Source organism: Klebsiella sp. K47 (assembly GCF_051858335.1).
In the GTDB taxonomy this organism is placed as follows: domain Bacteria; phylum Pseudomonadota; class Gammaproteobacteria; order Enterobacterales; family Enterobacteriaceae; genus Klebsiella; species Klebsiella pneumoniae.
This window is the reverse complement of sequence record NZ_JBPYUI010000003.1, coordinates 239,643-258,839: the sequence shown is the minus strand read 5'-3', so window position 1 is coordinate 258,839 and position 19,197 is coordinate 239,643. Positions and strand designations below refer to the sequence as shown.

The following is a 19,197-nucleotide window of genomic DNA, read 5'->3' as shown; positions in this document are numbered from 1 at the left end:
TCCCTACCCGGCGCGGTTATTACGCGCTCCGGGGGACGGCTTCCGGCAGGTTTTCTTCTACTACTTACGTACGAACGTCTTACCAGCTGGCGCGCATGCGATCGCGGACCAGCTGCGAGCTGCGGCGGTTTTCCGCGCCCAGGCGGCACTTCAGTGAGGCATCGGTGCGCGCATCAGCGATGGCGTCGCGCAGCGTGTTGCTGACCAACGACAGATCGTGGTCGTCAGGGGCATCCGGATTATTAATATCCAGCAGGGCGGAGAGCAGGCCGAGCGTCGCATAGTTGCTGACGTCGTAGGCCATTGGCGGAATGGTAGCCGCCAGTTTCTCCAGCGCCTCTACGGTACGCAGCGTAATGCGCGCCGCCGACGCTTTACCCATCGCGTGGACCAGCACGCCGCTATCGTTAAAGGCGATCAGGCGGTTGGCCTGGTAGCCGTGGGCCAGAAACGCCCCGGACATCGCTTTGCCGACGATCAGGCCAATTACCGGGTGGCCGGCCAAACGGGCTTTGGCATAAGCGCCAGCCGCCCCGGCCAGCGCCTGGTGAATGCCGAAAGCTTCTTCGCGGCGGCCATAGGCCTGGCTTGGCACATCGATCACGGCGACGATCGGCCGTTTGACTGGCTGGTCGGCGTCGGCGGCAATGGTTTCATTAACCACTTTCGCCAGCGTCCAGCCTTCCAGCAGGCCAACTTCGCCGCCGGCGGCGCGCGGGTAGTGGTTGTTAGCATCCGGGACCACGGCGATAAAACGCACGTTTTCGCCATTAATCTGGCCGTCTGCCACCTGGACGGAAGGGCACAGGCCGCTCATCAGCGGCGCGTCGGGCGCCAGTTTGTTCAGCCACAGCGCGGCGCGGTTTGGGAACTGACTCATTATTTATCCTCCCGGGCAAAAAGCTGTTTAATCTGCGCGGTATCCGCCTGCTGGCGGGTGTCGAACTGGCTCAAGCGACGCAGATAATCGTCATAGTTGTCGCTGCGGTGCTGTACCGGTACGCCTTTGGCGATCGCCTCATTCATTGCGGTTTTAACGGCGTTAACGCCATCGTTAACCAGCGCGTCGACCAGTCCGCTGGCGGCGCGAATTTCGCCGCCGGTCATGCTCCAGATAAACGGCCGGTTGCGGGAGTCGTACTCTTCAATGCCGGCTTCCTGCTCGATAACCTGCGGGCCGTTGAGGCCGAGACGGGCTTCACGAGTGACAATGAGATAGCTGCACAGCGCGGCGGCGATAGACATACCGCCAAAGCAGCCGACGGTGCCGGCGATGATGCCGACTACCGGCGTGTAGCGGCGCAGATCGACAATCGCCGCGTGAATATCAGCGATGGCGGCCAGACCGAGGTTGGCCTCCTGCAGACGTACGCCGCCGGTTTCGAGGCACAGCACCGCCTGCGTCGGGATACCGTTGCGGTTATCTTCCGCCGCCAGCTCCAGCGCGGCGGCCATTTTGGCGCCGGACACTTCGCCCATACTGCCTCCCTGGAAGGTGCCCTCGATGGCAATCACCACCGCAGGCTGGCCGTTGATCGTGCCTTTGGCGACCACCATACCGTCATCGGATTGCGGGACGATGCCCTGGGCGCCGAGCCACGGCGACATAATACCGTCAAACGGATCCAGCAGTTCGCGGTAGCTGCCGTCGTCCAGCAGGGCGTGGGCGCGTTCGCGAGCGCGCAGTTCGATAAAGCTGCGATCGTTACGCATGAGCGGCCTCCTCAAAAACCTGTTCAATACGAATACGGGCGACGCCCGGCGTGGCGCCGAAGTCGTGGATAATCAACTGCCCGGCGGGCAGGCCGTTGATCAGGTTCAACCTGTCGAACAGCGCCTGCCAGCGCGCCTGGCTGTTATCCACTGAGGTGGTGATCTGTACGTTGAGCGTGGCGCTCTGTGCGGCGGTATAAAGTACTTCCATATCGCCTGAACCCACGACTCCTGCCAGCGCTCGGCCGCTCAGGGCGCGGCTGGCAGGAAATGACAATGTAATCTGTTCCATAACATCCTCTGAATGCGTTAGCCGGCAACTCTGTCGAGAAACAGGGTGGCGGCAAGGAGATCGGCGGCGCCTCCCGGCGAGGCGTTTAGCGCCAGCATGATTGCGTCCAGGCGGGCCAGGGCGGCGCGCCCGGCGAAACTGGCGCAACCGCCAGCCGCCAGCACCTCACAAGCGCCTTGCTGCATGGCCTGCAGCCCGGCCATACCGGCGCGCGACAGCACGCAGGTATCGCTCAGCGAGGTCATGATGGCCATCAGCGCATCAAGCTGCGCCTGCGGCTCACTGGCGCCTCGCGCCCGGCTGTGCTGCAGTTGCGGCAGCGCCAGGCGGGTGATATGCGGGAAACCACACTGCGCTTCCTCGCGGGCGCCTGGCACCTGCCAGCGGCGGCTGGCGCGAAGCCCTTTACTAAAGCTTTTCGGCGCGAAGCCGTCGGGCAGGCGGGCGAGGGCGGCGGCGGCGTCGGCGATCGCCTGTGACTGACCCTCTCCACCCAACATCGCCACCGCGCTGACCAGCAGGCCTAGCGCCCAGATAGCGCCGCGGTGGGTGTTAACCCCCCCCGTCGCCAGCATCATCTGCGCTTCGCCTTCGCGGCCAAGGCGGCCGACGGTTTCGCGCAGGGCGATGTCCGCCGGGCGACGCCAGCTTTGCTCGGCCAGCGCGTGAAAGGTCGGCTGCAGGCTGCGGGCGGAGCGCTCCATCAGCGCCAGATTCAGGTCCTGATGCGCGCCGTTGCCGCGGCTATCCACCAGACCCGGTTTCGGGCTCAGACGGGCTTCGTCAATCAGACAGGCGCTGGCGGTATGCGCCAGCCAGCTGACGCGGCTTTCTGCGTGCAGGGGGGAGAGATTTTTCATTACCAGCTCCGGAATTTTGCCGGTGGGTTGTACAGTCCGTCGGACCACTCCACCAGGTCGGCGACGCTGCCAGCGGCCAGCAGGGAGCGGGTGGCATCGCTGCGGCGAATCCCGAGATCTTCCGGGTAGACCACTTTGCCGCTCTGACGCAGCGCGGCGACGCGTTTGGCGTCCACACCAAGGCCGATATCGGTGATCCCGGCCACCGCGGCGACCATCGCCCGGCGCTCTTCAAGGCTCTCCGCACGGTACAGGTAGGCGATACCCTCTTCGGTCAGGACGTGGGTGACGTCATCACCATAAATCATCACCGGCGCCAGCGGCATGCCGGAGGTTTTCGCCACCTCAACTGCATCCAGCGTCTCAACGAAGGTTGGTTTCACGCCGGCCTGGAAGGTTTCGACCATCTGCACCACCAGCTTTTTCCCGCGCTGCATCGGGTCCGGCTCGGTGATCATATTGAGCCATGCCGGGGTGGCGTGGCGGCGACCGTGCGGGTCGTGGCCCATGTTCGGCGCGCCGCCGAAGCCGGAAAGACGGCCGCGGGTGACGGTCGAGGAGTTAGCCAGACCATCCACCTGCAGGGTTGAACCAATGAACATATCTACCGCGTACTGGCCCGCCAGCTGGCAGAAGGCGCGGTTAGAGCGCATCGAGCCATCCGGGCCGGTAAAGAAGATATCCGGGCGGGCGCGGATGTACTCTTCCATCCCCAGTTCGCCGCCGAAGCAGTGCACGCTCTCCACCCAGCCGCTCTCGATGGCCGGGATTAAGGTTGGATGCGGATTCAGGGTCCAGTGTTTACAGATTTTGCCTTTCAGGCCGAGCTGCTCGCCATAGGTCGGCAACAGCAACTCGATGGCGGCGGTATTAAAGCCGATACCGTGGTTAAGCGACTGCACCTGATGTTCCGCATAGATGCCCTTGATCGCCATCATCGCCATCAGTATGTGTTCTTGCTTAATCAGGCGCGGATCGCGGGTGAAGAGCGGTTCGATAAAGAACGGCTTGTCGGCAACCACCACGTAATCGATCCACGAGCCGGGAATATCGACGCGCGGCAGATCGCATTCGTCGTCCACCAGTTCGTTGACCTGGGCTATCACAATGCCGTCGTGGAAGGCGGCGGCTTCCACCAGCGCCGGGGTATCTTCGGTACTCGGTCCGGTATACAGGTTGCCTTTGCGGTCAGCTTTATAGCCGGCAATCAGCGCGACGTTTGGCGACAGATCGACGTACAGGCGCGAGTAGAGTTCGATATAGGTGTGGATGGCGCCGATTTCGAGCAGGCCATCTTCCAGTAGTTGCGAAATGCGCAGGCTCTGGGTGCCGGAGAAAGAGAAATCCAGCTTGCGGGCAATACCTTTTTCAAACAGGTCCAGATGCTCGCTGCGCCCGACGCTGGGCATAATCATATGCAGGTCGTGGATTTTTTGCGGATTAACTTCCGCCAGCATGCGCGAGAGGAAATCGGCCTGTTTCTGGTTGTTGCCTTCCAGCACAACCCGGTCGCCGGGGGCGAGCAGGTTTTCCAGTACGCTGACCAACTGGTCAGTCGGGATGACCTTACCTGGCATGTTCGCCTCGGCCAGCCGCCGCTGTTTTTCCGTTCGGCGACGGTTCCAGACCCGCCCCGTCGTTTGTTCGGCATTCATTAATAACCTCCTGATTCGACAAATCGTTTTGTTTGTCCTGGTGGAGATTAGTGTGCGACGCGAGGCTATGAGCATCAATTAAGCGCGGTGGCCGATCGTTAGCATCAGAGTAACGATTCCGCCGCAACGTTTGTGATGCGGATCAATAATACATAAGGCGTAGTGGTCTACGGAGAGAGTGTAGGGCAGGGAGCAGGCCGGCGAAGCGCCGGCCTGCGGAAGGACTACTGTTTACTGACATCGCTTAATAAGAAAGCGATACTCTGCCCGCCGCTGGTCTGCTCGAGGGCAATTTTGACGATAATTGTCAACGGCACCGAGAGCAGCATGCCAACCGGACCCAGCAACCATCCCCAGAAGATTAAGGACAGGAATACCACCAGCGTCGAGAGGCCCAGCCCGCGCCCCATGATACGAGGTTCGAGAATATTGCCGAATACCAGGTTGACGATCAGGTAGCCGGCCAGCACTACCAGCGCCTCGTACAGACCACCGAATACCAGCACCTGCAGGATCGGCGGAATGGCCGCCAGCACGGAACCGATATTGGGAATATAGTTCAGCGCGAAGGCCAGTAGCCCCCACATAAAGGCGAAGCGCACATCCAGCAGCACCAGCATGCCCCAGACCACCAGGCCGGTGATCAGGCTTATCGCAGTTTTCAGCACCAGATAATGCGATACGCTGTCGATGGCCCGCTGGATGGCGCCCATGCCTTCTACCGGTCTGGACATTAACTGCTGCAGCTTAGCGGGAAGCTGCGGCACCTCCAGCAGCATAAACACCACCGTCAGCAGCAGCAGAAAAATGGAGGACATGGCATTCGACAGCTGAGTGAGCAGGCTGGTGACCAGGGTCATTACGGCGTTAGGGTCGATGTACTTATTGAGCTCGACCACCGAAACGGTGAATCCCATACGCTGCAGCCAGGGCGCGATGGTTTGCATCGGCTCATAGAGATAGTTGCGATACTGCGGCAGGGTGCGCGCCAGCTCGTTGAGCGAGGTCCCCAGCGAGGCCAGCAGCACAATGGCTAACATAACAATCAGGCCAATCAGTAGCGAGATCGCCAGCACGCGCGGCACCCGGCAGCGGACCAGGAGCTGGACCAGAGGATTGATGATCACCGCCAGAAAAAGCGCCAGGATAAACGGGACGATTATGTCCGCCGCAAAGCGAATGCCGGTAAGGATGATCACCAGCATGCCCAACATGATGACCATCTTTAATCCGTTAAGTGTAATAATGGGTTTAGCCATAGGATCCCGACCTCAAACTTCCTTGCCTATTAACAGGTTGCGTTACATTAGCATAATGACGCTTTTTTGCAGAACAAACGCATTGAACAAAAACCGCGGCGTAAAGAATTGCAAAGTCTTTGAATTAAATGTAGCACTATGCTACAAATCTACCTGTGTTTAACTACTGAGGACAATTTTCATCCGCACCGGACGAGAAGCAACACCGCGGATAATTGTAATTTTATGGACAATCAGTTCAGGATGTATATTTTAAATCACCCCGCAGTATCCCTCACTTTTTCCCGTTTTGCCGGCGAACAGCACTGGCATTCGGCGCTATAGTCACCTTCTTTCTGCCTGAGCTGGCGCCAAGCGCACAGCGATATCTACGTCAGAAATTTTCCTGTTTACGTCTCGCGTAAACGGTAATGGATTATATTCTCAAGCAGGAGAAGGGATCATGTTTTATTGGATTTTATTAGCTTTAGCAATTATTGCTGAAATTACCGGCACCTTGTCTATGAAATGGGCAAGCGTGAGCGGCGGGCACACCGGCTTTATTTTAATGCTGGCCATGATTGCCCTGTCATATATTTTTCTTGCCTTTGCGGTTAAAAAGATTGCCCTCGGTGTGGCCTATGCGTTGTGGGAAGGGATCGGTATTTTACTGATTACCCTGTTCAGCGTGCTGCTGTTTGATGAGAGTCTGTCCCTGCTGAAAATAGCCGGCTTGACCACCCTGGTGATAGGGATCGTCTTAATTAAGTCCGGCACCCAGAAAAAAGCGTCTTCCAAGCAGGAGGTGGCCCATGCAGCAGTTTGAGTGGATCCACGCCGCCTGGCTGGCAATCGCCATTGTGCTGGAAATTATTGCCAACGTCTTTTTGAAGTTTTCCGACGGCTTCCGCCGCAAGATCTACGGCATCCTGTCCCTGGCGGCAGTATTGGGCGCGTTCAGCGCCCTGTCGCAGGCGGTTAAAGGGATCGATCTCTCGGTCGCCTATGCGCTGTGGGGCGGCTTCGGTATCGCGGCGACCATCGCCGCCGGCTGGGTGCTGTTTGGTCAGCGTCTGAATAACAAAGGCTGGGCGGGGGTTATCCTGCTGGTAGCCGGCATGGTGTTAATTAAACTCGCCTGACGTCTCGCCGCCTGCAAAGCCAGGCGGCAAATGGAAACTTCCTTCACGCCTGGCCCCGCTGTAATTGTGTCAGGTGACGCTGAGGGCTGCGCAGGTTCACTGCTTTCGGCTGGCGGAAAATCATTTCCGCCAGGACGATGTCAATAATGATATTCTTCACCGGCCTCGGTCCATTACTCACCGGCAAGCGCCTCCAGCTTATCGCGAAAGCCAGTCACCGCAATGGCGCGATTGTCCGCCCGCCAGCGATCCTGCGGGCCGGGGGCCGAACTCTGCACGGCGATCACCTGCCAGCCGTCCTCCGTTTTCAGCAGCAGCGGCGAGCCGCTGTCGCCAGGCAGGGTGTCGCACTGATGCGACAGTACGCTGGTTTGCGCCCACCCTGTCACGATGCAATCCTGGTGGCTGTAAAGATTATCGAGATGATCTTCAGGATAGCCAGACTGGGTAACTTTACGGTCCGCCGCCTTCAGCGCGGCGGTGAGATCGGCCTTGCTGCCCGGAAAGAGCGGGATCGGCGTAATGCCAGACGGAGCATAGCGCAGCACGATCAGACCAAAATCGGACGGCGCCGCAGCGGAAGGGACAATCCAGCCGTCGCCATCGGCTTTCAGACGTCTGCCTAAGCTGGGATCGACTCGCCCGTCAATGCCGTGGATCTCATAGACCCAGTTGCCCTTGCGGGAAATAAAGCGCAGGGCGACCGCTTTGTCCGGCTTGCCGCGCGGGGGCGTTAACAGACAGTGGCCCGCGGTCAGCGCCAGATGCGGAGAGATGAGCGTCGCCGTACACAGATTGCCGCTGGCGGTTTCCAGCTGGCCAATCGCGTCCCACGGACTCTCCTCGGGGCGGTTCACCGCTTTGCGGTCATCGTGACCGAAAAACAACGTCTTAATATCTTTGGCGCTCAGTCCGCTATCATCGGCATGTGCGCCCAGAGGTAACAGATAAAATGAACACAGTAATAACAGAACGTCTCTACGCATATCACTCTCTGGGGAGGCTATGATGTCTATTGACAGTAGCAGGAGATTTAAGTTTTTGAAAGTAAACAATAATTCTAAACAGGCCAAACCGTATACCACATCAGCGCGCGGTGGGGGCTGGCGCTGGTAAAACCTCCTGATTTCAAGCGGTTAATACCAGTGTTCTGCTTGTGCTATTTCCGCAGAAAGTGGCGTCTTGCGCAACAAAATTCATGTATCAGAACGTACTGAATTCGGTTAATAATGCAGCAATTCATCCGTGGGATTATTCCTGGTTTGTCAGCATAATGCCCAAAAATAATACTTTTACCCACCAGATCTTCACCGGAATTCGCACTTCTTTACGCCTCTCGTAATTATTTTCAATGCGAAACATTTTCTCACCGAAAACGTTGTTACCGTCGCCCTGCCGTTGAGTAAATAGAGAGGTAGTACCGGCGATGATAGCCTGAACTCTATTTCCCCTGCGTTCGGAGGGCTTATGTCTAAAAAAGGTATTCGCGCACTGGTTTATGTTTCCCTGGTCTCAGTCGCTATCTGGGGCGCGACCGGCTATCTGGTGATGGAAGCCGTGCGTGCATTGTGATGGGCGCGCCACCCGGCAAGGGCCAGGCGTGCGACATATTACGACTAACATGTCTGGCGTCTTCTGGCGCCGGACATTTTTTTGCGCCGCAGAGAGTCACAGGATAATGGGAAGCGGGGAGCGGGTCAGCGATAGCCGCACGGTATTCATTTTAATGAAAAGCTGGTAGAAGCAGCAAAATGCGAACGCGGGATAAATAATTAAGAGAGGAAAAAACGGGTTGCAACCACTGCGCATATAATTAGCAGGATCAGGATGAGCTCAAAACGATAGCGCCGCAGCATAGTGCTCTCCAGAAAAAACGGCGCTGAAACAGCGCCGATTATTAAGAAGGTTGGTTCACCGGGAGGAATTATGCTGCCGGCTGTGCAGTCGGTTTAGCGGCCTGGTGTTTAGTGGTTTTGTGGTGTTTTTTCGCTGCCTGCGCTTTCTGGGCTGCCGGTTTAGCCGCAGCTTTGTGATGCTTTTTCGCCGCCTGAGCTTTCTGCGGAGCAGCTGGTTTAGCTGCTACTTTTTTGTGTTTTTTAGCGGCCTGGGCTTTCTGAGCAGCGGCTGGTTTAGCTTCTGCTTTTTTGTGTTTTTTGGCAGCCTGAGCTTTCTGCTCTGCGGCCGGTTTTGCCGCGGCTTTGTGGTGTTTTTTGTGATGGGTGGTCTTGGCAGCCGTGCTGTGGGTGGCAGCCGGTGCCTGAGTGGTGCTTACTGCGTCAGCAGCGAAAGCGGCGGAAGAGAGACCCATAGCAGCGGCAACGACCAGAGCTAATACTTTTTTCATTCTGATATCCTCGAAAAGTTTTCTTAATTTCAACCCCACTGCGGGGCCGGTGAAATCACTATATGCTTGTCTTTTCGAGCTTTCCGTGAGTGTTTGGTATCGGCGTGTAACCGAATGTACAAGGCGGGAACGACAGGACGCGCCGGGTAGCCCGGCGCGTATGATTACAGGTAGCGAGTGGTCAGGTGCTCGCGGAAGTAGCGGCTATTAAGATCCTCACCGGTGGCCTGCTGAATCAACTGCGAGGTGGTGAAGCGGCTGCCATGCTGCCAGATATTCTGCCGCAGCCAGTCGAACAGGGCGCTGAAATCGCCTTCCTCAATATCGCGATCTAATGTCGGCAGCGCGCGGCGGGCCGCGGCCATCAACTGCGCGGCATACATCGCGCCCAGGGTATAGGAAGGGAAATAGCCGAATCCGCCGTCGGTCCAGTGAATATCCTGCATGCAACCATCCCGATAGTTGCCGGTGGTCGACAGCCCCAGCCAGTGCTGCATTTTCTCGTCCCACAGCGACGGGATATCATCTACCTCAATCTCGCCGTCGATCAGCGCACGTTCAATTTCATAACGCAGGATGACATGCGCCGGGTAGCTCACCTCATCGGCATCGACGCGAATAAAGCCGGGTTTCACCTGCTGATTCCAGGCGACAAAATTGTCCTGGCTAAAGGCCGGCCGATCGCCAAACCGCTCGCGCACCGCCGGTAACAGGCGGTTAAGAAACCGCTCGCTGCGTCCCAGCTGCATTTCAAAGAACAGGCTCTGCGACTCGTGGATAGCGGTGGAGCGGGCGAGTCCTACGGGCTGGTCGACCCACGGGCGAGGTAGATTCTGCTCGTAGCGGGCGTGGCCGGTTTCGTGGATCACGCCGAACAGAGCGCTGAGCAGGTCGTTTTCGTTGTAGCGGGTGGTGATGCGCACATCCTGGGGTACGCCGCCGCAGAACGGGTGGGCGCTGATGTCGAGGCGCCCGCCGTCGAAGTCAAAGCCAAGAATGCGCATCGCCTGCAGGCCCAGCTCCCGTTGTTCAGCAATGGGGAAAGGCCCCTGCGGGGCGATTAGCGTCTGCTTCGCCTGCTTCTCCACCGCCTGGCTAAGCAGGGAAGGTAGCCACGATTTGAGATCGGCGAACAGGCTGTCCAGCCGCGCGCTGGTCATATCCGGTTCGAAAATATCCAGCAGCGCGTCGTAGCGTGAGCCGCCCCTGGCATCGGCGCGGATCTGCGCTTCCTGACGGCTCAGTCTGACCACCTCGCGTAGGTTGTCGGCAAAGCCCGTCCAGTCATTGGCGGGACGCTGGCTGCGCCAGGCATGCTCGCAGCGGCTGCCGGCCAGCGATTTTGCTTCCACCAGGCTCTCCGGCAGCAGCGCCGCCTGATCGTACTGACGCTGCATTTCCCGCAGGTTGGCCTGTTCAACATCACTAAGATCCTGCTGGCGGGCCTCCTGTAACCATTGTCCCACTTTTTTATCGGTCAGGATCTGATGCTGCAGCACGCCGAGCTCGGCCAGCGCTTCGCTGCGGGCGACGCTCCCGCCCGGGGGCATCATCGCGAACATATCCCAGCCGGCGATGGCGGCGAGATGCGAAAAGCGCGACAGGCGCTGAAAGGTACGGGTAAGCTGCTGATAAGGCGTATTTTCAGTCATAGTGGCGTTCGGTCCGTGACAGGTGAATAAAGAGATTATCGCTTTGCCTCTACACTATCCTGATACGCCCGGCGGGTCGAGCGTTGCGCACAGGGGAAGGGAAAGACACATGGCGGGAGAATAAGCTCACCTCTGTGATCGGTGTGACAGAAAACGGTAACATAACGGTACTAAACTGTGATCGATTACACAGGTCTGGAGGTTCGGGGGTGGTTTATGAATCCGTTCACCTGGCTGTTTATTGCACTGCTGTCCGTTGATGCCGTCAGAGAGCTGATGGGCTTGTCTTCCATAATGGGCATGTGGTGAAACGTGGCCCGCAGGCCACGTCACACGCGACTATTTCAGTCGCTGATGTAAGCAGGTGCCGGTCAACAGCGCGGCAAGGAGCAGCAGCGCGATAAACCCACCGACGCCGTTCCAGCCGTAGTGATGCCAGAATACCCCGCCTAACGTCCCGGCAAGACTTGAACCCAAATAATAGCTGAACAAATACAGCGATGATGCCTGACCGCGGGCGCGGCGGGCGCGTGGGCCAATCCAGCTGCTGGCGACGGAATGCGCGGCGAAGAAGCCAGCGGAAAACAGCAGCATGCCGATGAAAATAAGCCACAGGGAAGAAAAGAGCGTCAGCAGCAGGCCGCAGAGCATCACCGCTGTAAAGCCAAGCATCACCGGCCCGCGGCCAAAGCGTACGGTCATGGCCCCTGCCTTCGGTGAACTCCAGGTCCCGGTGAGATAAGCTACCGACAGCAGGCCTACCACCGCCTGGCTTAACGACCACGGCGACATCATCAGCCGGTAGCCAATATAGTTAAACAGGGTGACAAAAGCGCCCATCAGCAGAAAACCTTCGATGAACAGCAGCGGCAGGCCACGGTCGCGCCAGTGCAGACGGAAGTTAATCAGCAGCGTTTTCGGTCGCAGCGAGGTCGGGCGGAAATGGCGCGACTCGGGCAGGATACGCCAGAACATAATCGCCGCGGCCAGCGCAAAGCCGCTGATCGCCGCCAGCGCCACGCGCCAGCCGAAGAAATCGGTAAAGACCCCGGTCAGCAAGCGGCCGCTCATGCCGCCGATGGAGTTGCCGCTGATATATAACCCCATCGAAAAGGCGACGAAACTGGGGTGGATCTCCTCGCTCAGATAGGTCATGCCGACCGCCGCTACGCCGCTCAGCGACAGGCCGATGAGAGCGCGCATAATCAGGATGCCGTGCCAGCTGGTCATCATGGTCGACAACAGTGAACAGCTGGCGGCCAGCAGCAGGGCGGTGACCATCACCGGCTTGCGGCCTATAGCGTCCGACAGCGGGCCGGTAAACAGCAGGCCCACCGCCAACATCGCCGTGGAAATTGAAAGCGAAATACTGCTGCTGGCCGGCGACACGCCAAACTCGTTCGACAGCACCGGCAGGATCGGCTGCACACAGTAGAGCAGGGCAAAGGTGGCCAGACCGGCGGAGAACAGCGCGAGAGTGACGCGCATAAACTGCGGGGTGCCACGCTTAATAAACGGATCCGGGCGGGATGCACCAGCGACGCTGACCTCGCCCGCCGGCACGGTGTCAACGGTTGTTGTACGACTCACAGAGAATTCCTTGCGTAGAAGTTGCTGCTTACCAACAGAGTGTTGTGACCATTCAGCTCACATTTTTAGGGTATGAAAATGTAAATATTCTGTCTAATATATTAATAATCTCAAATAAGACGTTTTAAATATGAATATCGAGTTGCGTCATTTGCGCTACTTTGTCGCCGTCGCCGAGGAGCTACATTTTGGCCGCGCCGCGGCGCGACTGAACATCTCTCAACCACCGCTAAGCCAGCAGATTCAGATCCTTGAGCAGCAGACCGGCGCTCGCCTGTTTGCCCGTACCAACCGCAGCGTCAGCCTGACGGCGGCCGGAAAGCAGTTTCTCGCCGATAGCCGACAAATCCTCGCCCAGGTGGATGAGGCGGCTGCTCGCGCCGCCCGTCTACACCATGGCGAAACGGGTGAGCTGCGCATCGGCTTTACCTCCTCGGCCCCTTTTATTAAGGCCGTCTCCGATACGCTATCGATGTTTCGCCAACGCCTTCCGGATGTGCATATTCTCACCCGCGAGACTAACACCCGCGAACAGATAGTGCCCCTGAGCGAGGGGGCTCTGGATTTGGGGCTGCTGCGCAATACTCAACTGCCGGACACCCTGGCGTGGGAGCGGGTTCTGCGCGAGCCGCTGTTGGCGATGGTCCCGGCGAATCACCCGCTGGCCCGCCAGCCCTCGGTCAGCCTGGCGGCGCTGGCGCGCGAGCCCTTCGTCTTTTTCGACCCGCACGTCGGCACTGGCCTGTATGACGACATCCTCGGCTTGCTGCGCCGCTACGGCCACACGCCGAAGATTGCCCAGGAGGTGGGGGAGGCAATGACGATTATTGGTCTGGTGGCCGCCGGCCTGGGGGTATCGATCCTCCCGGCCTCCTTTCAGCGCGTCCAGCTCAGTGAAATGCGCTGGCTGCCGATCGACGAACAGGATGCGGTATCGGAGATGTGGCTGGTGTGGTCTAAACACCATGAGCAAGGGGCACTGGCAAAACGCTTTCGTGAGGCGCTGCTCTCCTGGAAAAGCGAGCATAATTGAGGCGAAAAGGGGCTGGAAATGTGCGGTAAATCACAAGGCTAAGTAAAAATTTGACGTTCACCGTCGAAGTGCTTCACCATAGCCGAAAGTTTATTTCGAAGCGCGAAAATAAGGGAGTCAATGGTGGTAGCGGATAGTCAACCAGGCCATATCGATCAAATAAAGCAGACCAATGCGGGCGCCGTGTATCGCCTGATTGATCAGCTCGGCCCGGTATCGCGTATCGACCTTTCCCGATTTGCGCAACTGGCGCCGGCCAGCATCACCAAAATCGTCCGCGAAATGCTGGAAGCGCATCTGGTTCAGGAGACCGAGATCCAGGAGCCCGGCAGCCGCGGCCGCCCGGCGGTGGGGCTGATGGTGGAGACCGAGGCATGGCACTATCTGGCGGTGCGCATCAGCCGCGGTGAGATCCATCTTTCGCTGCGTGATTTAAGCAGTCAGCTGGTGGTGGAGGATCAGCTGGAGCTGGCGCTCACCGACAGCACGCCGTTTCTGACGCGCGTTATCGACCATATTGATCGCTTCTTTATTCGCCATCAAAAGAAGCTGGAACGCCTTACCTCCATCGCCATGACGATGCCCGGTATTATCGATACCGAAAATGGCATTATTCATCGCATGCCGTTTTATGAGGATGTTAAAGATGTCCCGCTCGGCGAAGCGCTGGCCAATCATACCGGGGTGCCAGTCTATATTCAGCATGACATCAGCGCCTGGACCATGGCGGAATCTTTGTTTGGCGCCTCGCGCGGCGCCCGGGACGTCATTCAGGTGGTCATCGATCATAACGTCGGCGCCGGGGTGATCACCGATGGGCGCCTGCTGCACGCCGGCAGCAGCAGCCTGGTGGAGATTGGCCATACCCAGGTCGATCCCTACGGCAAACGCTGTTACTGCGGCAACCATGGTTGCCTGGAGACGATTGCCAGCGTAGAAAGCGTGCTGGAGCTGGCGCAGATGCGCATGGCGCAGTCGATGAGCTCGCTGCTGCACCAGCGTCCGCTGAGCGTGGAGTGGCTTTGTCAGGCGGCGCTGCAGGGCGATTTGTTAGCTCGGGACATCATCAGCGGCGTGGGTAATCACGTTGGGCGAATTCTGGCGATCATGGTCAATCTGTTTAATCCGCAGAAAATTCTGATTGGCTCGCCGTTCAATCTGGCGGCAGAAATTCTTTTTCCGGCAATTTCCAGCTGTATTCGGCAACAATCTCTCCCAGCCTATAGCCGGCATATTACCGTTGAAAGTACTCAATTCTCCAACCGCGGAACGATGGCTGGCGCGGCGCTGGTTAAAGATGCGCTCTATAACGGATCCTTACTCATACGACTGTTACAGGGTTAACATTTTTTCATAGTCACACCAAAAATTGCGCTATCTCAAGCTGACCTCAGACGGCTTCACGTAGACTTTGCCCACCGTTAATTATTTCTCTCCCGTATATTTCATCGACAAAACTGTGGGGTTAGTGATGTTTAAGCGTTTCTTTATTACAGGTACAGACACCTCTGTCGGGAAGACAGTGGTTTCCCGTGCGCTGTTGCAGGCACTTGCTGCCAGAGGCAAAAGCGTGGCCGGGTATAAGCCTGTGGCGAAGGGCAGCAAAGAGACGCCGGACGGTTTACGTAACAAAGATGCGCTGGTGTTGCAGAGCGTCTCCACGCTGGCGTTACCTTATGAGGCTGTCAACCCCATCGCCTTAAGCGAAGACGAGAGCAGCGTGGCGCATAGCTGCCCGATCAACTACGGTCTGCTGTCCGATGGTTTGCAGCGTCTGGCCGCGCAGGTCGAACACGTGGTGGTTGAAGGCACCGGCGGCTGGCGCAGCCTGATGAACGACCTGCGGCCGCTCTCCGAGTGGGTGGTTCAGGAGCAGCTCCCAGTGCTGATGGTGGTGGGGATCCAGGAGGGGTGCATCAACCATGCGCTACTGACAGCCCAGGCGATCGCCAATGACGGTTTACCGCTGATTGGCTGGGTGGCCAATCGGATCAACCCCGGTCTGGCGCACTACGCCGAAATCATCAATGTCCTCAGCAAAAAGCTGCCGGCGCCGCTGATCGGCGAGCTGCCTTATCTACCGCGCGCCGAACAGCGTGAGCTGAGCCGCTACGTCGACTTAGACATGCTCGGCAACGTGATGGCGATAGATCGAATCCCGGCGTAACGTCCGCGACAGCACAGACGACACGACGCAGGTTATCAGCAGACCGGGCAGCAGCGTATACTGCCCGGTCATCTCGCAAATCATCAGGGTTGACATGATCGGCGCATGGGTCGTGGCGGCCAGAAACGCCGCCATGCCGGTCAGACCCATCATGATGGCCATTTCTTCACTTCCCGGTAGCCACAGCCTGCTGAAGCAGGCAAACAGCATGCCCATCGCCAGGCCGACAAACAGCGTCGGGGTGAAGACCCCGCCAGGCGCGCCGGAGCCGCTGCTGGCCAGCACCGCCAGCAGTTTGCAGATAAATACGCCCACCAGCAGCGCACCGGACGGCGGCAGCAGCAAATAGCTTTGCACTACGCTGTAGCCGTTGCCCCATACTGCCGGGGTGATGAGCGATAAGCCGCCGACAATCAGCCCGCCCAGCGCCAGCTGCCACGGCGGCGCCAGCTTCAGTTTAACGAATCCGCGGTGGCTGTAGTCCATCAGCCAGATAAACAGCGGCCCGCACAGCCCGGCCAGCAGGCCAGTCGCCAGCATTAAGCCATAGTGCAGGGCGCTGAGGTTTTGCTGTAACACGACGTGATACAGCGGCGCGGCGCCGCCATTAAGAAACTGCGTCAACAGCAGGGCGATCACCGCCGAGATCACCACCGGCCCAAGCGAGGCCAGCATCAGCGTGCCAAAGAGAATTTCAGCAATAAACAGGCTGCCGGCCAGCGGGGCATGATAGGCGCTGGCCATCCCGGCAGCCGCGCCGCAGGCGACCCATAGCTTCCATTCACTCTGCGGCGTGAAGCGACGGGCAAACAGCGAGGCCGCCAGCGCGGCCAGCAGGATCATGGCGCCTTCCCGGCCAATCGCGCTGCCGGTCACCACGACCAGCAATGACGCCAGCGATTTCACCAGGCTTGCCGGCGTATCGAAACAGCCGTCGCCGGTCTCCAGGGCTTCCATATAATCGGTGGCGGCATGCGGACGCGCGACGCTGCGTCGTTGCCAGAGCCAGAGTAAGGTTCCCGCCGTCAGGCCGCCCAGCGCGGGGGTAACCAGCCGACGCCACGCCGGCAGCGACTGTGCGGCGTTGACCAGGCTCCCGCTGTCATTACTGAGCAACAGCGTTTCCAGAACCACCATAGCGTGGCGAAACAGCGCCACCGCCAGGGCGGCGAGAAGGCCAATCAGGGTGGCGATCAGCAGGCGGCGAAACATCACCTGCACATCAGGATAGGGATGAAGACGATGCATTAGTCACGGCGAGGTTCAGAAAACATTGGCTTATTGTGATAGGGAATAACCTTAGATGCAAAAGCGATAAGTGCGGGTGAAAGGCTGGGAAGCGGCAAAATAAAACCGCGCCGGATATCGGCGCGGCGAAGGGTTAACGATAGAGCGGTTTTTGCGCCACGGCGATCGGCAGATTCTCCTGCCACTGCGCCAGAGTCGCCTGCGCCAGCTGACCCAGCGCCTGATAGAAGGGGTGGGCGGCATGGTCGACAAAGACGCTCAGGAAACGCCCGGACCACGGCAGCAGGTGCCAGGCCAGCAGCTGAGCGAACAACGCATCCTGCTCCGTTTCGCACAACCATGCCGCCAGGAGTAGCACGGTGCCGAAATGATCTTCCGGTTCGTTGCCATCGGCCTCCAGCGCGATACCGTTCTCGCGCATCCACTGGCGCAGAGCCAGCGTGGAATCGCCAAACAGCACAGACTCTTTATCCAGCCAGACAGAGCCCCAGGGCGGCGCCGGCAGGGCCCATGGCCCGATAAACAGGCGCTGCCAGGCTTCCGGCAACGTTTCTTCAGCCGATGCGGCAAACCCTGACGCCAGCGGGGCTGCGACCGGGAAGGGCCACTGCTGCTGCCAGCTCCCGTCCTGGAAGGCGGCGACCAGCGGCGCAATTTCCGCGCTATTCGGCGCATAAGAGAACAGCGCGCCCAGGGTGCGGGCGCTTAACGCGACGGCGTCGCGATTTGGGATCGGCATCATCACTTATTCCTTTCTGCGGCGCGCGCCTGCGCGCCGTCTCATTAACCGGCAACCGCCATACCGACGGTCATATGCAGACCATAAAACAGGCCGCGGCCAATACATTCGGCGATCAAGACCAGCAGCAGGCCGATCAGCAGCCCCGTAGCGCGCGGCGGCTGGCGGCGGATCAGCGGACATAGCCAGCAGCCGAGGCCCAGCGCCAGCAGTACCAGGCGTAGCGCCTGGAGTTTGCCGTAATCTGGCAGCAGGGTGGCCGCCTGCTGAACCGAGCTGTGAAGGGTACTGAGCCCGGCGCTTTGCATAATGATAACTGCGGCGCTGATGACCAGCGCGGCCACGCTCAGTCCGGCAAAAAACCAGCCGTTAAAGTCGACTTTCGCCAGCCGCAGCAGCAGGGCGTCAAACAGCGGCCCGCTGAGGAGCACCGTCAGAAAGAACGCGCTGGTGGTGTAGCCATTGTACCATGTTGGCACGGTATTGATTTGGTAAACCCGGGTCATTGCGAGGACAAACAGCAGCCCTAACAGCATGGCGATCGCCAGCCAGACTTTGCCCAGCGTCGCCGGCATTTTTTCCAGCACCGCCAGCAGCCACCAGAATCCGCCCACGGCGAAGAACAGAGCGCCGCTGGCGATTTCGTTGCTCAGCGCCGAGGCGCCGATGCGGTTCAGCGAGTTAAACGCGCGCAGCGGTGAACCGAGATGCATCACCGAAGCAAGAAAACCAATGCCCATCAACAGCCAGATAAAAAACATATTGCGCACCAGCCGCCGCCGGGCTTCCCGTTGGTCCCCCAGCGCCAGCCAGCCAAGACCGCTGACGATGGTCGCGCCGACCACGCACTGACCCAGCACCGTAAACAGCACCAGCGGCCATTCATGCCATCCGTTTCCCATCTCACACCTCCTTCGGGTTCGCCAGGTAACCGGTGGTATCGCCACACGGCCGGGCATTGGCGTTAGGTTTGATAACGATACTCGGCCGGGTAAAGTGCGCCGACGACAGCGGCGCTACCGCGGCCAGCTGGCCGTGCTTAGCGCGCAGTTCGGCAATCGGCCCGAAATCCAACGCCCGCAGCGGGCAGGACTCGACGCAGATCGGCTTTTTCCCCTCGGCGACGCGCTCGTGACAGCCATCGCACTTGGTCATATGGCCTTTGTCGGCGTTATACTGCGGGGCGCCGTACGGGCAGGCCATATGGCAGTAGCGGCAGCCAATGCATACCTCTTCGTTGACCACCACAAAACCGTCTTCGCGCTTATGCATCGCGCCGCTCGGACAGACCTTGGTGCAGGCCGGATCTTCGCAGTGGTTACAGGCGATGGAGAGGTAATAGGCAAACACGTTCTGCTGCCAGACGCCGTTGTCCTCCTGCCAGTCGCCGCCGGCATACTCATAGATCCGGCGGAAGCTGACCTCCGGAGTCAGGTTCTTGTAGTCCTTACAGGCCAGCTCGCAGGTTTTGCATCCGGTACAGCGAGCGGAGTCGATAAAGAATCCATATTGCGTGCTCATGGT

At 59.0% G+C, this 19,197-nt stretch carries 21 protein-coding genes; 6 read left to right on the top strand and 15 right to left on the bottom strand.

Annotation, left to right across the window (positions count from 1 at the left end; translation table 11 throughout):
• Positions 1-79: 79 nt before the first annotated feature.
• From mdcE to RRF55_RS04550, 6 genes are all read right to left on the bottom strand, one after another.
• A complete protein-coding gene (gene mdcE, locus RRF55_RS04575; protein ID WP_004224637.1) occupies positions 80-880 on the bottom strand; it encodes a biotin-independent malonate decarboxylase subunit gamma in 801 nt (266 codons plus the stop codon).
• Positions 880-1,713, bottom strand: a complete 834-nt coding sequence (locus tag RRF55_RS04570) for a biotin-independent malonate decarboxylase subunit beta (protein WP_004143105.1) — start codon at positions 1,711-1,713, stop codon at positions 880-882. Before RRF55_RS04570 ends, mdcE begins: the two co-directional genes overlap by 1 nt.
• Positions 1,706-2,005, bottom strand: coding sequence for a malonate decarboxylase acyl carrier protein (mdcC, locus tag RRF55_RS04565; protein ID WP_004143106.1), 300 nt, complete (start codon positions 2,003-2,005; stop codon positions 1,706-1,708). Before mdcC ends, RRF55_RS04570 begins: the two co-directional genes overlap by 8 nt.
• A 17-nt stretch (positions 2,006-2,022) precedes the next feature.
• Complete coding sequence (locus RRF55_RS04560; protein WP_004143107.1) at positions 2,023-2,865, bottom strand: triphosphoribosyl-dephospho-CoA synthase; 843 nt, start codon at positions 2,863-2,865, stop codon at positions 2,023-2,025.
• Complete coding sequence (gene mdcA, locus RRF55_RS04555) at positions 2,865-4,520, bottom strand: malonate decarboxylase subunit alpha (RefSeq protein ID WP_004176297.1); 1,656 nt, start codon at positions 4,518-4,520, stop codon at positions 2,865-2,867. The genes RRF55_RS04560 and mdcA overlap by 1 nt, the downstream gene beginning before the upstream one ends.
• A gap of 224 nt (positions 4,521-4,744) precedes the next feature.
• Positions 4,745-5,779, bottom strand: coding sequence for an AI-2E family transporter (locus RRF55_RS04550; protein ID WP_002903679.1), 1,035 nt, complete (start codon positions 5,777-5,779; stop codon positions 4,745-4,747).
• Positions 5,780-6,221: 442 nt separating this feature from the next.
• Between RRF55_RS04550 and kpnE the strand changes: the two genes are divergently transcribed.
• Both kpnE and kpnF read left to right on the top strand, forming a co-directional pair.
• Complete coding sequence (gene kpnE / locus RRF55_RS04545) at positions 6,222-6,584, top strand: multidrug efflux SMR transporter subunit KpnE (protein WP_002903681.1); 363 nt, start codon at positions 6,222-6,224, stop codon at positions 6,582-6,584.
• The gene (kpnF, locus tag RRF55_RS04540) at positions 6,571-6,900 is read left to right on the top strand and encodes a multidrug efflux SMR transporter subunit KpnF (protein WP_002903683.1); all 330 of its coding nucleotides are present in this window, start codon (positions 6,571-6,573) and stop codon (positions 6,898-6,900) included. Before kpnE ends, kpnF begins: the two co-directional genes overlap by 14 nt.
• A 43-nt stretch (positions 6,901-6,943) precedes the next feature.
• On the opposite strand, the gene RRF55_RS04535 is transcribed toward kpnF, so the two are convergent.
• From RRF55_RS04535 to RRF55_RS04520, 4 genes are all read right to left on the bottom strand, one after another.
• Complete coding sequence (locus RRF55_RS04535) at positions 6,944-7,060, bottom strand: hypothetical protein (RefSeq protein WP_002903685.1); 117 nt, start codon at positions 7,058-7,060, stop codon at positions 6,944-6,946.
• A 13-nt stretch (positions 7,061-7,073) separates the two neighbouring features.
• The gene (locus tag RRF55_RS04530) at positions 7,074-7,886 is read right to left on the bottom strand and encodes a trypsin-like serine peptidase (protein ID WP_002903687.1); all 813 of its coding nucleotides are present in this window, start codon (positions 7,884-7,886) and stop codon (positions 7,074-7,076) included.
• 938 nt (positions 7,887-8,824) lie between these two features.
• Positions 8,825-9,244 carry an acid resistance repetitive basic protein Asr gene (gene asr / locus RRF55_RS04525; RefSeq protein WP_002903693.1) on the bottom strand — a complete coding sequence of 140 codons (420 nt, stop codon included), beginning with the start codon at positions 9,242-9,244 and terminating at the stop codon, positions 8,825-8,827.
• Positions 9,245-9,408: 164 nt separating this feature from the next.
• Entirely contained in the window at positions 9,409-10,896 is a 1,488-nt protein-coding gene (locus RRF55_RS04520; protein ID WP_439419094.1) for a carboxypeptidase M32, read from the bottom strand.
• Positions 10,897-11,112: 216 nt separating this feature from the next.
• Between RRF55_RS04520 and RRF55_RS04515 the strand changes: the two genes are divergently transcribed.
• Positions 11,113-11,205, top strand: a complete 93-nt coding sequence (locus RRF55_RS04515; protein ID WP_004206050.1) for a KPN_01571 family protein — start codon at positions 11,113-11,115, stop codon at positions 11,203-11,205.
• A 30-nt stretch (positions 11,206-11,235) separates the two neighbouring features.
• Here the strand turns inward: RRF55_RS04515 and RRF55_RS04510 are convergent, their stop codons facing one another.
• Positions 11,236-12,486 (bottom strand): MFS transporter, encoded by a 1,251-nt coding sequence (locus RRF55_RS04510; RefSeq protein ID WP_023285093.1) that lies wholly within the window; start codon positions 12,484-12,486, stop codon positions 11,236-11,238.
• 130 nt (positions 12,487-12,616) lie between these two features.
• Between RRF55_RS04510 and RRF55_RS04505 the strand changes: the two genes are divergently transcribed.
• The 3 genes from RRF55_RS04505 to bioD all read left to right on the top strand — a co-directional run bounded on the left by RRF55_RS04505 (position 12,617) and on the right by bioD (position 15,686).
• Positions 12,617-13,519 carry a LysR family transcriptional regulator gene (locus RRF55_RS04505; RefSeq protein ID WP_002903700.1) on the top strand — a complete coding sequence of 301 codons (903 nt, stop codon included), beginning with the start codon at positions 12,617-12,619 and terminating at the stop codon, positions 13,517-13,519.
• A 123-nt stretch (positions 13,520-13,642) separates the two neighbouring features.
• Positions 13,643-14,863, top strand: coding sequence for a sugar metabolism global transcriptional regulator Mlc (gene mlc / locus RRF55_RS04500; RefSeq protein WP_002903701.1), 1,221 nt, complete (start codon positions 13,643-13,645; stop codon positions 14,861-14,863).
• A 127-nt stretch (positions 14,864-14,990) separates the two neighbouring features.
• Positions 14,991-15,686: a dethiobiotin synthase gene (gene bioD, locus RRF55_RS04495; RefSeq protein WP_021313854.1), complete on the top strand. Its 696-nt coding sequence runs from the start codon at positions 14,991-14,993 to the stop codon at positions 15,684-15,686.
• On the opposite strand, the gene clcB is transcribed toward bioD, so the two are convergent.
• From clcB to RRF55_RS04475, 4 genes are all read right to left on the bottom strand, one after another.
• Complete coding sequence (gene clcB, locus RRF55_RS04490) at positions 15,639-16,934, bottom strand: voltage-gated ClC-type chloride channel ClcB (protein ID WP_004148305.1); 1,296 nt, start codon at positions 16,932-16,934, stop codon at positions 15,639-15,641. The two genes, bioD and clcB, sit on opposite strands and share 48 nt — an antisense overlap.
• Before the next feature lie 133 nt (positions 16,935-17,067).
• The gene (gene dmsD / locus RRF55_RS04485; protein WP_004209765.1) at positions 17,068-17,676 is read right to left on the bottom strand and encodes a Tat proofreading chaperone DmsD; all 609 of its coding nucleotides are present in this window, start codon (positions 17,674-17,676) and stop codon (positions 17,068-17,070) included.
• A 41-nt stretch (positions 17,677-17,717) separates the two neighbouring features.
• The gene (locus tag RRF55_RS04480; protein WP_439419093.1) at positions 17,718-18,575 is read right to left on the bottom strand and encodes a dimethyl sulfoxide reductase anchor subunit family protein; all 858 of its coding nucleotides are present in this window, start codon (positions 18,573-18,575) and stop codon (positions 17,718-17,720) included.
• A gap of 1 nt (position 18,576) precedes the next feature.
• Positions 18,577-19,194 (bottom strand): DMSO/selenate family reductase complex B subunit, encoded by a 618-nt coding sequence (locus RRF55_RS04475; protein ID WP_032414889.1) that lies wholly within the window; start codon positions 19,192-19,194, stop codon positions 18,577-18,579.
• Positions 19,195-19,197 lie beyond the last annotated feature (3 nt).

Coding starts and splice junctions, on each gene's coding strand:
- mdcE (WP_004224637.1), bottom strand. CDS start 880: ATGAGTCAGTTCCCAAACCGCGCCGCGCTGTGGCTGAACAAACTGGCG.
- RRF55_RS04570 (WP_004143105.1), bottom strand. CDS start 1,713: ATGCGTAACGATCGCAGCTTTATCGAACTGCGCGCTCGCGAACGCGCC.
- mdcC (WP_004143106.1), bottom strand. CDS start 2,005: ATGGAACAGATTACATTGTCATTTCCTGCCAGCCGCGCCCTGAGCGGC.
- RRF55_RS04560 (WP_004143107.1), bottom strand. CDS start 2,865: ATGAAAAATCTCTCCCCCCTGCACGCAGAAAGCCGCGTCAGCTGGCTG.
- mdcA (WP_004176297.1), bottom strand. CDS start 4,520: ATGAATGCCGAACAAACGACGGGGCGGGTCTGGAACCGTCGCCGAACG.
- RRF55_RS04550 (WP_002903679.1), bottom strand. CDS start 5,779: ATGGCTAAACCCATTATTACACTTAACGGATTAAAGATGGTCATCATG.
- kpnE (WP_002903681.1), top strand. CDS start 6,222: ATGTTTTATTGGATTTTATTAGCTTTAGCAATTATTGCTGAAATTACC.
- kpnF (WP_002903683.1), top strand. CDS start 6,571: ATGCAGCAGTTTGAGTGGATCCACGCCGCCTGGCTGGCAATCGCCATT.
- RRF55_RS04530 (WP_002903687.1), bottom strand. CDS start 7,886: ATGCGTAGAGACGTTCTGTTATTACTGTGTTCATTTTATCTGTTACCT.
- asr (WP_002903693.1), bottom strand. CDS start 9,244: ATGAAAAAAGTATTAGCTCTGGTCGTTGCCGCTGCTATGGGTCTCTCT.
- RRF55_RS04520 (WP_439419094.1), bottom strand. CDS start 10,896: ATGACTGAAAATACGCCTTATCAGCAGCTTACCCGTACCTTTCAGCGC.
- RRF55_RS04515 (WP_004206050.1), top strand. CDS start 11,113: ATGAATCCGTTCACCTGGCTGTTTATTGCACTGCTGTCCGTTGATGCC.
- RRF55_RS04505 (WP_002903700.1), top strand. CDS start 12,617: ATGAATATCGAGTTGCGTCATTTGCGCTACTTTGTCGCCGTCGCCGAG.
- bioD (WP_021313854.1), top strand. CDS start 14,991: ATGTTTAAGCGTTTCTTTATTACAGGTACAGACACCTCTGTCGGGAAG.
- clcB (WP_004148305.1), bottom strand. CDS start 16,934: ATGCATCGTCTTCATCCCTATCCTGATGTGCAGGTGATGTTTCGCCGC.
- dmsD (WP_004209765.1), bottom strand. CDS start 17,676: ATGATGCCGATCCCAAATCGCGACGCCGTCGCGTTAAGCGCCCGCACC.
- RRF55_RS04480 (WP_439419093.1), bottom strand. CDS start 18,575: ATGGGAAACGGATGGCATGAATGGCCGCTGGTGCTGTTTACGGTGCTG.
- RRF55_RS04475 (WP_032414889.1), bottom strand. CDS start 19,194: ATGAGCACGCAATATGGATTCTTTATCGACTCCGCTCGCTGTACCGGA.